Here is a 12,727-nt window from a genome sequence, read left to right as displayed (position 1 = left end):
TTGCCACCAACGAGGCGATTGTCCGGGAAAGTGGATTCAATCTGGACAAGCGCACGGCTACCTGAGCGTTTCAGCAGCTCAGTTACAGCCTGATTAAATAATTCTATGTTCAGTTTGGTTCACCTGTCTTCGAAGTAGAATGAAATTCTTATAGCAAAAAGTACCGACATTGCTTCTTTCGTATAAATAGTATATATCAATTATAGAGCCAAATGTATAAATTTTTAAATATTTTTTTACATATAAGGGGTAGAGTGTTTTGGGCTCCGTCACCACTCGAATCACCGTAGAGGGACGATTCCGCTGAGAGGATTAGAATATAAACAAAGCAACTGGTCAGTGCGATCAGTTGCTTTTTGGTATGTTAACTTTCCGAATAGTGTGAGAAATAAACGCAAGAATTGTATAAATTCCATATAAATGAAGCACCGTATATTAAAAAAGGATGTTTCATTTGAACTTAAAGCAATGTGTGGTCCTTGTCATCTTAATGAGTGCTTTTTTCAGTATTCCAACTCTTTCGTTTGCTTCAAATCCAGATGTTAGGGAAAAGCAGCTTGAGGAAGCTTTATTGCAACAGCTTCATTTAAATATAACTGGAGCACTCAAAAGTATTTATAAAACAGAATATGTTATGATTGGATGTACAGAGATATCAAATATTCAGCAGCCCGAAGCAATGAGAGATCAGAGTGAAAAAAGAAGCATAAATGTAGATGCAATGAATGGTGGGAAATACTTCGAGCTAACTATAAGCTTATGTAGAGTAGGACCCAAAGAGGACAACGTCGAACTATACTTTAAGAACGATACTGCCGGGGCTAATTATTATTTGGTCGATTATAAAATTATTACTGGCGAAAACAGTCGGAAATTAACCGAATAATTACATATGTTCTAAGCGAGAAATGAAAGTGATGATGCTTTTATATAGATCTAAACATATTATGGGGAGGTTCAGTATGAACAACGAAAATAAAGAGTTGTCACCAGAACAACGTGACGAAATACTCGGAACATTAAAAGCTCGTTTTGAGAAAAACATGAATCGCCATGAAGGACTTGAATGGGCTGCGGTAGAAGCAAAACTAGAACAGAATGCAGTAAAACTGTGGTCACTTTTTGAAATGGAAAGAACCGGCGGCGAACCTGATGTTACTTTTTATGATAAAGAGACGGGTGAATATGTTTTTTGTGATTGTTCGGCAGAAAGCCCTAAAGGCCGCAGAAGTGTGTGTTACGATCGGGCCGCGTTGGAATCAAGGAAACAACACAAACCGCAGAATAGTGCTATGGATATGGCAGTTGACATGGGGATTGAGATTCTGACAGAAGAGCAATACCGGGAGCTGCAGAGACTTGGGAAATTTGATACGAAGACATCGAGCTGGGTGAAAACACCTGATCATATTAGACAACTCGGCGGTGCCATCTTTTGTGATCGTCGCTACGACACTGTTTTTGTGTACCACAATGGTGCAGATTCTTATTATGGTGTCAGAGGTTTTCGTGGCTTATTAAGAGTCTGAATTTGGTTGTTATTTTCTAAGGTTGTTAAGATGAATCAATGGAGTTATTCGGAAAGAAGCAGATAGTCCCATTAGAAGTCGCCTATATGGCGACTTTTTTCGCGTTGCTTTCATTAGTATTAACGAGCGGGGTCATAATTCGTTAATAAATATAAGGTTCATGTCTCTTATAGCTATTGAGTTAGAGAAGGGTTAAGCTTATACTCACAGATAAAGAAAGCGATTACAGTAAAAGAAAGCAGGTGATCCTTCTCCTCTTTGTTAGCTTACTCCTTAATCGTATCCACGTCACAATGTTCTAACAGATTATCACAGTGGAGGGAATGTATTTTCTTACCTTTGTAAAGAGAACCATCGAATAGCAGCTTACATCTTCGTGATCCATTCATCATATGGTATACGCCAAAAATATGAAAAAAGGACTTGGTATGAATAATAAAAAGAGTTTTCCTTTATGGGCAATGCTGATCTCTTTGGTTTTAATAGCAGGCGTTATTTTTGTAGTGGGTCCCATCATTTCAGCTGAAAAGCAGAAGAAGAGTAAAATGCAAACTTATGTAGAAAAAATGCAGCCAGGATGGAACCTCGGAAATACGTTTGATGCGACGGGTGATGAAACATCTTGGGGAAACCCACTCACCACCAAAGAGTTGATCGCTGAGATTGCCGAACAAGGGTACAATAGTATCCGCATTCCAATTACGTGGGAGCACCGTATGGGCGACGCTCCTGACTATACGGTTGATCCGGATTTTATGAGAAGAATTGAGGAAGTTGTAGATTGGTCACTGGATGAAGACCTTTATGTCATGATTAATATCCATCACGACTCTAGCGAATGGGTGAGGTACATGGATACGAATCATGATGAAGTATTAGAGCGATTCAATGCCTTGTGGACACAAATAGCAGATCATTTCAAAGATCATCCCAGCAAGTTAATGTTTGAGAGCATTAATGAACCTCGATTCTCAGAGGATTGGAATAAAGATGAACCTCAATATTTTACGATGCTTGGTGAATTGAATGATTCTTTTCATCACATCGTGCGGACTTCTGGAGGGAAAAATGGAAAGCGCCCGCTAGTTATTCCAAGTATAACGGCCTCTGCTTCCGAAGCCAGATTAGAGGAACTATACAAGACAATAACCAGTTATAACGATTCTAATCTGATTGCGACCATTCATTATTACGGATTTTATCCTTTTAGTGTCAATATGGCGGGAGCAACTAAGTTTAATGAAGACGCTCAAAAAGATATCATAGATACGTTTGATCGGACATATGAGCGGTTTACGAAGGAAGGTATTCCGGTCATTGTGGGTGAGTTCGGGTTATTGGGCTTTGACAAGTTTTTGGGGACCATCCAGCACGGAGAGAAACTGAAATACTTTGATTTTGTAAATGATTATGCCGGGCAAAAAGGGTTTACAACGATGCTATGGGATAATGGTCAACACTTTAACCGCAGGGAGTTCAATTGGTTTGATGAAGATTTGTATGCTGTTATCAAAGCTGGTTTCAAAGGTCGTTCCTCCCATGCGATGTCTGATCTTGTCTATCTGAAAAAGGGAGAGAATGTTCAGGACGTATCCATTCCTCTTGAGCCGAACGGAAATGAATTTCAAAATGTAAATATGAACGGAAAGACACTAAAGAAAGATCAAGATTACACAATACATGAGAACATACTCACTCTAAAAGCCAATTTCCTTGGTCAGTGGTCTGATACTGCTTATGGGAAGCAAGCAGAGCTCAATATCAATTTTACTTCAGGAGCCGATTGGAAACTTAACATTATTACCTACGATGTACCTGAGCTAAGTGAGACATCTGGATCTTCGGATGAACTGATCATTCCAGTACAATTTAATGGAGACCAACTGGCTACTATGGAATCGCTGTATGAGGATGGGCGAAATGCAGGGCCAGCGGATTGGACTTCGTTTAAAGAATTTGGGCACTCATTCGTTCCATCCTATGAGACAAATGAGATCAAATTAACAAAAGCTTTCTTTGATGAGATCAAAGACGGGCAAGTGACTTTGAAGTTTCATTTTTGGAGTGGCGAAATACTAGAGTACATCATTGAGAAAGATGGGACTAGAGTAACAACCATTAAATCATCCTAAGAAAGATATATTATCTTTAAGGGAAGAGGTCTGAATAAGACCTCTTTTTTTGCAGTAATCATTTCGAACTTCCTGGGGAATCCCAGACCGAAAATCAGCCAGGAGCACTGTAAACGTTTCTAGAGTATTATTAATCTAGTTGAATGGAGGGGATTTTTCGTAGCAAATTACTTGTAATTGGAGAAGTATTGTTTAACAAATTGGAGAAAATGAACAGCCGCTTGAGATAAATAGTGTTTTTTGTTCCAGGCAATTCCAAACGTTCTTATACAAATGGGCTCAATAATCTTTAGTTGAACAGTATCTTTGTTATGTACTCTGTTTCCAAGTGATAAAGGAAGTGTAAGAGTTATACCAAGCCCCATCTCAACTAATGTTAGGATCGCACTTGTTTCTTCTAGCTCAAAGGCTACATTAGGTTCAAATCCTGCCTGACGACAATATTCATCCGTAATATCTCGAAAGCTCGTTCTAGGAGGCAAAGAAATAAAGGGTTCGTTAGACACTTCACTCAAACGAATGCTTTCTCTTGAAGCTAATCGATGGTTCTTCGGAACGGTTAAGCTCATTTCTTCTTCCACTAAAGTCAGCCATTCAATATCGGGACCGATGATCGGAAAGGTTGATAGACAGAAATCAATATTAGATTTGTCTAATTCCATCTTCATTTCCGTGGTAGAGTTTAGTTGACGCTGGGATATGCGGACATCAGGATAAACCGCCAAAAACTCCTTTAATAGTGTTGGCATAATGTGGGGAAGCATCATACATAACGTAAGATGGCCTCGACGTAATCCGGCCATTTCTCTAATCTCCGTTTCGCCTTCTCCTAATGCACGAAATGCCTCTTCAATTTTATCTAAGTAAACTTTACCATATGGATTTAATTTCAAATGCTTCCCATGTCGGTCAAATAAGGGTACACCTATTTTATTTTCTAAACGTTTAATAGCGTTGCTTAGAGACGGCTGAGATACGTTTAACATTGCGGATGCCTTGGTCATGTTTTCATATTGGGCAACGGCTTGAAAATACTTTAATTGCAGGTATTCCATACATATCCTCCATATCACATCAATGTAATATATAAATCATATAATTAGTATTATACATGATAAAAAATAGTATGTATAATAATTTACATATCATACAGCTTAGAAGGATGGGGTAGAAATGTCGGAAGAACGACAGAAGATATGGACGAAAGATTTCGTCATTATTTGTTTAAGCAGTTTTTTTATGTTCCTTACTTTTTACGTTTCAGCTACAGCTTTTCCACTATATTTACGAGATAGTTTAAGTGGCAATGCACAGCAAATGGGATTAGTGATTACCATCTACGTTATCGGAGGCGTTTTGATCAGGCCATTTTCCGGTCTGTGGGTAGATCGTTTCGGTAAAAAGAATCTTGCACTGATCGGGATGATTATTTTCTCGCTCGCTTGTATTAGCTATTTCGGTGCAAAAGGTATCGTTCTATTCTTGTTCATTCGTTTTGTACATGGCATGAGCTATGCTGTTGCTTCAACGGCAACAAATACCCTAGCAGCTACGATGATTCCGTACACTCGAAAAGGAGAAGGAATGGGGTACTTTAGTATGTTTATGAGTATAGCCATGGTTATTGGACCTGCTTTAGGCCTATTGCTGTGGAAAGATCAAAACCGGATGCTGCTTCTGGCTGCGATTAGTGTTATAGCCTTCATATCTTTGCTATTAGTACTTCCACTAAAAGATAAAAGCCGCTCTAAAGAGGATAAGAAGCAACTTGCTTCCCAAAATAAATTTCATATCAAAGACATCTTTGAAACAAAAGCGTTACCCATTTCAATTGTTGGATTTATTCTGGCGTTTTCTTATAGTCCTATTGCGGGATTTATGGCTCCTTTCACAAGTGAAATTCATCATTCTGAAGTGGCGGGTACGTTTTTCATTGTTTTTGCAATTATGATTGTTATTTTTAGGCCGCTGGTTGGTAAACTTTTTGACAAGTATAGCGAGCATTATTTGTATTATCCGGGCATTATTCTATTTGGGGGCGGATTGCTCCTTTTGAGCCATGCGCATTCAGGAGCTACTGTGCTGATATCTGGAGTATTTATGGGGATCGGTTTTGGGGCACTCTTTCCTTGTTTCCAGGCACTTGCCATGAAGCTTTCCCCCGCACACCGAACAGGAGCTGCAAATGGTACATTTTTTCTCCTTTTTGATTTGGGATATGGGGTTGGATCCTATGTAATGGGCTCTATCAGTTCTCATACGAACTATCGCACGATGTTTACAGTTGCTGGCATTGTCGCGCTGGCCTCTATCGTATTTTACTATTTTATTCATCATAAACGATTGGAGCCCATGAATGGAATCAATCAAACATCTACCGAAGTTGTTGAATAACGCATAAGTAAAAGTTGAGAGAAACAGATATGGTATACATAGCTGTGATGCGAAGTAAAGAGACTAGTATAGTACACCAATATTATACACATACGTTTACGTATACGTGAACGTATGTGTATTTTTGTATACATAGAAGGAATGCAGAGGATGTAGCTTATTTTGAAGAGTTCAACGTTGACGGCTGCCGAAGATGTCCGCTAAGCGGCTGTTCCATTTTGAAAAACAAAAAAATTCACCTTTTAAAAAAGATATTACATCGTGATTTTTGCAGGGGCAAGATATAATGAACTCGAACTTTAAACAAAGTAGTTATAACGACATTAACCAGGAGGGAGGCAATCGGATAATATCGAGCTCGGTTACACTTTTTCGCCATTTTAGAAAGCGCTTTATTTATTATTATATTAAAGGAGAATCAGTATAGTGGGGAAAAAGAAGCTAATTTCGATTCTTACAACGGTTGCATTATTTCTGAATTTGATGCCAGCTGGGCTTGTTTTTGCAGAGGAAACCCCCAAAGAGCTGGGAAGTACGAATAACCCGATTATTTGGGCTGATGTGCCTGATCCCGATGTCATTCGTGTGGGTGATGCCTATTATATGACCAGTACGACGATGCACATGAATCCAGGCGTTCCGATTATGAAATCGTATGATCTAGTACATTGGGATATTGTTAATTATGTATATGATACTTTGGATGAGACCGATAATCAAAGATTGAGTAATAATGAAAATGAGTATGGAAAAGGCTCCTGGGCTAGCAGTCTCAGGTACCATAACGGTAAATATTATGTAGTGTTTTCTTCCAGTACAACAGGAAAGACATATATTTATCAAACGACGGATATCGAAAATGGACCATGGACACACTCAACGCTCCCTTTTTATCACGATATGTCTCTTCTTTTCGATGACGACGGACGAGTGTATCTCGTATATGGAGGCGGCGATATTCGTATTGTCGAGCTGAATTCGGATGCCACTGCGGTGAAAGAAGACGGAATGAATAAAATCATTATTAAGGATTCGAGTCTAGTTGCAGGACCGAATGTGGGACTTCAAGCTGAAGGTGCTCATATCCAAAAAATAAATGGGAAATATTATATTTCTCTAATTACATGGCCGAGTGGCGGCATGCGAACACAATTGGTGTTCCGCTCTGACACCATCGACGGCCCCTATGAAGGAAAAGTCGTACTGAAAGATGAGGGGATTGCACAAGGTGGACTGATCGATACGGTTTCAGGAGATTGGTATGCCTTTCTTTTTGGTGACCGTGGTTCCGTCGGACGTATTCCTTACTTAGTTTCCGTCACATGGGAAAACGACTGGCCGGTATTTGGTGTCAGTGGCAAAGTACCTACTGAACTCTCTCTTCCATTACATAAAGGGGAATCCAATATCGTAAGTTCTGATGAGTTCTATAATCGCTCAACACGGTCAGGTCTCCCATATACTTTTGAAGACAGTAGCACTTCAGATGTATCTTCAGAACTCTCGGAAGCTGATATTCTTGCGACGGCTGGAGGATCTTCTGGGAGGGAACTGTTAGTTAACGGTGGAATCGAAAGTGGTGTCGAACCTTGGACAGCGAATGGTGCGGCCTCCGTGTCCGTTACTAATGATGTTTATGGCAGCGGCGCATCCGCTCTGAAAACGACGGGACGGAAAGCGACCGGGGATGGTCCCATGCAGGTGATTACCGGAAAAGTAAATACCAATGTCACCTATTCCTTCTCTGCGAAGGTAAGATACGATGAAGGGCCAGAGCAGAAACAGTTTAACTTCAACATACAGAACGGTCCGAGCTGGCAAGGAATTAAGGTGCTTGGTTCGGCTATGATCAGCAAAGGAGAGTGGGGAACGGTCCAAGGCACGTACACACTCCCATCGGACGCCGATTTATCCCATACTTTTATTTTTATTGAGACACCATGGACCGCGACGCCGGACCTAAACACGGATCTGATGGACTTCTATGTCGATGACATTTCTTTTGCAGATACCTCGGTCTCGGAACTTATTATCAATAGCGATATTGAAAGCGGTATCGAACCTTGGACCGCTAATGGCGCAGCATCTGTATCTGTTACAAATGATGTATATAACAGCGGTGTTTCAGCGTTGAAGACGACTGGACGCAAGGCGACTGGAGACGGACCAATGCAGTTGATTACCGGAAAGGTAGATACCAATGTCACTTATTCCTTCTCTGCAAAGGTAAGGTACGATGAAGGGCCAGAGCAGAAACAGTTCAACTTTAATATTCAGAACGGTCCGAGCTGGCAAGGAATCAAGGTGCTTGGTTCGGCTACGATGAAGAAAGGGGAGTGGGGAACAGTCCGTGGCACTTATACGCTCCCTTCAGATGCGGATTTATCTCACACTTTTATTTTCATTGAGACACCATGGACCGGAACCCCGGACCCAATCACAGATCTAATGGACTTCTATGTTGACGACATCTCATTTACAGCTTCGTCCGCTCCCATTCCGGATACTCAAAAACCAGGAGAGAGTGAAGATAATGGCTCTAATCTAGGGCTTTCGTGGCAGTGGAACCATAATCCAGATAACAACAACTGGTCGTTGACCCAGCGTTCCGGATTCTTACGTCTTACAACGGGAAGAAAAAGCACAGGAATTCTGGATGCACGCAATACACTGACACAAAGAACGTTTGGACCGGAAAGTTCAGGTTACATTGCCGTTGAAACAGATCATATGAAAGACGGAGATGTAGCAGGTCTTGCCGCTTTCCAAAAAAATTATGGTTATGTCGGTGTTAAAAAGTCAGGAACCTCTAAATCGATCGTAATGGTGAACGGCAGCGGTGAACAACCGAAAGAAGTTGCCAGCATTCCGCTTGCTGAGGATCGAGTATATCTGAAAATTGATATGGATTTCAAAAAGCAAACAGACAAAGCCTATTTCTATTACAGTCTTGACGGAGTAAGTTGGACAGCAATTGGAGAGCAACTGCAAATGTCGTATACCCTGCCTCATTTTATGGGTTATCGTTATGCATTATTTAATTATGCTACCAAAACGGTAGGTGGATATGTCGATTTCGACTATTTTAGAGTAGACAGCAAGATGACAGGAACGGGGGAGTCAGCTCCCATTCTTACAGCGAGTCTGGATGATGTCTCGGACGTTCTAGGCGTTCCGAATATAGAATTCGAAGTTCCGGTAAAAATGGAGGCATTGCCTGATGGAACCTACAATGGAATTTCTGCTTCCTTCGATATTCCGGATTTCGTATCCGTAACCGGAGTATCATTTAATACAGACAATATTAGTGGTACACCATCCTATGCGTTTGCTGACCGCAGGCTGGAACTGAAGGTATCCGGCAGTAACGTGAGTTTCACGAATACCTCATCTGACCTGTTCGCCACGATTAAACTGAAAATGAAAGATTTTGTTCCGAAGGATCAAGTGGTTAAAATCCGAACAGATTACATTAAAACGGAAGGTGGCCATGTGGTTTACAACGTGAGTGAAGCAGTGGCTACTATTGATTTGAAAGCTTTGGACACGAAAGCTCTTGCCAAAGTACCTGGATATGCGAATCCGCTAGTCAGTCATAAATTCGGGGCAGATCCATATGCGCTTGTCTTTAACGATAGAGTATATATTTATATGACAAGCGATGCTTTTGAATATGATGCAAATGGAAACCTGAAAGATAATAGTTATTCCAAGATCAACACAATCAGTGTCATCTCATCAGATGATATGGTTAACTGGACCGATCATGGAGAGATTCCCGTAGCAGGTCCGAATGGCGCTGCCAAATGGGCTAATAACTCTTGGGCTCCTGCTATTGCCCATAAGGTAATTGAAGGAAAGGATAAATTTTTCTTGTACTTTGCTAATAATGCTTCCAGCATTGGTGTCCTTACCGCCGATAGTCCAATCGGACCATGGACTGATCCGCTGGGGAAATCCTTTATTAATAGCAGTGTTCCAGGAACGAACGGGGTAGTGTGGATGTTTGATCCGGCTGTTCTGGTGGATGATGATGGAACGGGTTATCTGTATTTCGGTGGGGGACTTCCCGGCGGGAATAATCCGACTGAAGAGCAAATTGCTCATCCGAAGAGCGGCAGAGTAATTCAATTGGGTGACGACATGATAAGCACAGTAGGGTCAGCCAAACTCATAGATGCTCCTTATCTTTTTGAAGATTCCGGAATTCACAAATATAACGGTAAGTACTATTATTCTTATTGCTCCAATTTCGCCGGCACACATCTGGAAGGTTCGCCGCCGAAGGGAGAAATTGCATACATGGTCAGCGATCATCCGATGGGGCCATTTACTTACGTGGGAACCATTTTGCAAAATCCAAACGTGTTTTTCGATGTTGGGGGAAACAATCATCATGCCATTTTCGAATTTAAAGATCAGTGGTATGTTGCCTATCACGCCCAAACGCTTGCTAAGGCTATGGATAAAGCAAAAGGATATCGCTCCACACATATCAATAAAGTGGAGTTTTATGACAACGGATTAATTAAACCGATTAAGGGAGATATGGAAGGAGTGGAACAGTTAGCTGCTCTGATTCCTTATCAGCGCACCGAGGCTGAAACCATGGCATGGCAGGCCGGAATTATGACGGAGAAATCCTTACAGTCCGGAAGCATGGTGGACAGCATCAACCTCAATATAACGGATGTAAATGATGGAGATTGGCTTGCAATTGCAAACGCAGACTTCGGTACGAGTGGACCAGGTATTTTCGAAGCTAGCGTAGCAACAACCACTGGGGGGACGATTGAAATACGTCAGGACAGTCCCGTCGGAGATGTCATTGGTACACTTGATGTGAAGCCAACTGGCGGCGCGAATCAGTGGAAGACGCTGAAGACAGACGTCAAACCTGTTACCGGTGTTCACAATATCTTCTTTATGTTTAAGACAAAAGGTCAGGATTCCCTTCGAATGGATTACTGGCACTTTACGAAGAGTATTATTGAACCGGAAGTTATTCCTCTGGAGTCTGTCTCCATATTAGGAGAAGCTACATCGGTTAAAGTGAACAGTTCCCTTACGTTTGATTCTCAGCTGAATCCAGTTAATGCGACAAATCCAACATACCGCTGGGAAGCATTTAATAATCTTGAGATTACAGGTGACAGTGATAAAGAGACGGTAAATGTAAAGGGAATCTCAGCTGGCAATGGCACGTTGACTTTAACCGTTACCGCTGGCGGCAAAGAGATTACTACTCATATTACAATTAAGGTAAGCACCGAAGACGAAGGAAGCGGTACGCCGACTGTTCCGGGTCCTGCCCCTTCTACACCAGCTCCATCGGATAGACCTTTGACTCCAACAGCGCCACAGGCAGCATTACCTGTCGGTAAGAATGATGCAGAAATAAAAGTTGGCGACAAAGAAGTGGACTTGGGTACGATCGGTACGACTACGCAGCAAGACCATAAAATAACGACAATTGCACTTGATCAGAAAAAGCTAGAAACTTGGCTCTCTTCAGCGAATGAGGCCGATGTGATTGCCGTTACGGTTAAGGCAAGCTCAGAGCGTGTAATTACTCAATTTAACAAGGATGTTCTAAAAGCCCTTCAGGATAAGAAGATCGTAATCGAACTACGGACCGACCTTGGGATCTTCAAGGTTCCAGCTTCCAAAATCAGTTTGAATACCTTGGCGTCATCAGGGGATGGAACGAGCACAAAGACGACGATTCAAATTGAGATTGCTGTTCCAGCAACATCGATGACCAAGGTTGCAGAACAAGCAGCAGAGGTAAAAGGCTTTAAGCTTAGCTCGGATCTGCTCGACTTTAAAGTTACAACGATACAAGGAAATAACGTTACAGAAGTCACTCCACTTAATGGATATATGGAGAGAATGATTCCACTGTCGGATAATTCATCAGCTAACCAGCTATCCACCGGTATTGTGATCGAACCAAAGGGTACAGTTTATCAGGTGCCAACTCAAGTCGTTACAGAGAATGGAATACGTTACGGGAAAATTCGCAGCTTGTCCCACGGTACCTTTGCAGTGGTCACGAACTCGGTAGAATTTACGGATCTGACCTCGCATTGGGCAAAGGATAGCGTCAACAATCTCGGATCTCGGATGATTATAGACGGAACGGGAAATGGTTTATTTCATCCAAATACGGAAATCACCCGTGCTGAATTTACTGCACTGCTAGTACGGGCGCTTGGACTTCGATCAGAGAAAGGAAAACTTGGGTTCACGGACGTAAAGACAACGGATTGGTTTGCTGAAAATGTAAACACGGCACAAACATACGGCCTTATCACTGGGTACGAAGACGACACTTTCCGGCCTAATGAGAAGATTACACGGGAACAAGCCATGCACATTATTGCTCAAGCGATGGAAATTACTGAGCTTAAGAGAACGTTGGCAGAACGGACAGTGGAAGAGATACTGAGCAGTTATGAAGATGCAAACCGCGTCTCTAGCTGGGCAAAATCGGGTGTGGCAGATAGCTTGCAGGCAGGCATTGTCTCCGGAAGAAGCGCAACGACTCTAGCGCCCAAAGCGTATATTACCCGCGCTGAAGTGGCAAAATTGACTCATGAACTGATGAAAAAGTCAGGGTTGTTTTAGAGTGATGTAATCAAGTTATAAAGTGAAATCTATAAACAAAGG

General features: G+C 41.8%; 6 protein-coding genes. 5 read left to right on the top strand and 1 reads right to left on the bottom strand.

Translation table 11 applies throughout. The annotated features are described in order from the left end of the window. Positions 1-454 precede the first annotated feature (454 nt). The 3 genes from H9647_RS15230 (at position 455) to H9647_RS15220 (ending at position 3,661) form a co-directional block, all read left to right on the top strand. Positions 455-886 (top strand): hypothetical protein, encoded by a 432-nt coding sequence (locus tag H9647_RS15230; protein WP_191801433.1) that lies wholly within the window; start codon positions 455-457, stop codon positions 884-886. A 76-nt stretch (positions 887-962) separates the two neighbouring features. Continuing rightward, positions 963-1,529 carry a DUF4256 domain-containing protein gene (locus H9647_RS15225; protein ID WP_191801813.1) on the top strand — a complete coding sequence of 189 codons (567 nt, stop codon included), beginning with the start codon at positions 963-965 and terminating at the stop codon, positions 1,527-1,529. Positions 1,530-1,957: 428 nt separating this feature from the next. Further along, entirely contained in the window at positions 1,958-3,661 is a 1,704-nt protein-coding gene (locus tag H9647_RS15220) for a cellulase family glycosylhydrolase (RefSeq protein ID WP_191801811.1), read from the top strand. 167 nt (positions 3,662-3,828) lie between these two features. On the opposite strand, the gene H9647_RS15215 is transcribed toward H9647_RS15220, so the two are convergent. Then, positions 3,829-4,716: a LysR family transcriptional regulator gene (locus tag H9647_RS15215; protein WP_191801431.1), complete on the bottom strand. Its 888-nt coding sequence runs from the start codon at positions 4,714-4,716 to the stop codon at positions 3,829-3,831. Between the two features lie 118 nt (positions 4,717-4,834). Between H9647_RS15215 and H9647_RS15210 the strand changes: the two genes are divergently transcribed. Together H9647_RS15210 and H9647_RS26195 are read left to right on the top strand one after the other, a co-directional pair. After that, the gene (locus H9647_RS15210) at positions 4,835-6,055 is read left to right on the top strand and encodes an MFS transporter (RefSeq protein WP_191801429.1); all 1,221 of its coding nucleotides are present in this window, start codon (positions 4,835-4,837) and stop codon (positions 6,053-6,055) included. Positions 6,056-6,481: 426 nt separating this feature from the next. After that, positions 6,482-12,685 carry a family 43 glycosylhydrolase gene (locus H9647_RS26195; protein ID WP_318245322.1) on the top strand — a complete coding sequence of 2,068 codons (6,204 nt, stop codon included), beginning with the start codon at positions 6,482-6,484 and terminating at the stop codon, positions 12,683-12,685. Positions 12,686-12,727: the final 42 nt, after the last annotated feature.

The organism is Paenibacillus gallinarum (genome assembly GCF_014836635.1).
Classification (GTDB): Bacteria; Bacillota; Bacilli; order Paenibacillales; family Paenibacillaceae; genus Paenibacillus; species Paenibacillus gallinarum.
The sequence above is the reverse complement of the archived record's forward strand: the minus strand, read 5'-3'. Positions and strand labels throughout refer to the sequence as shown.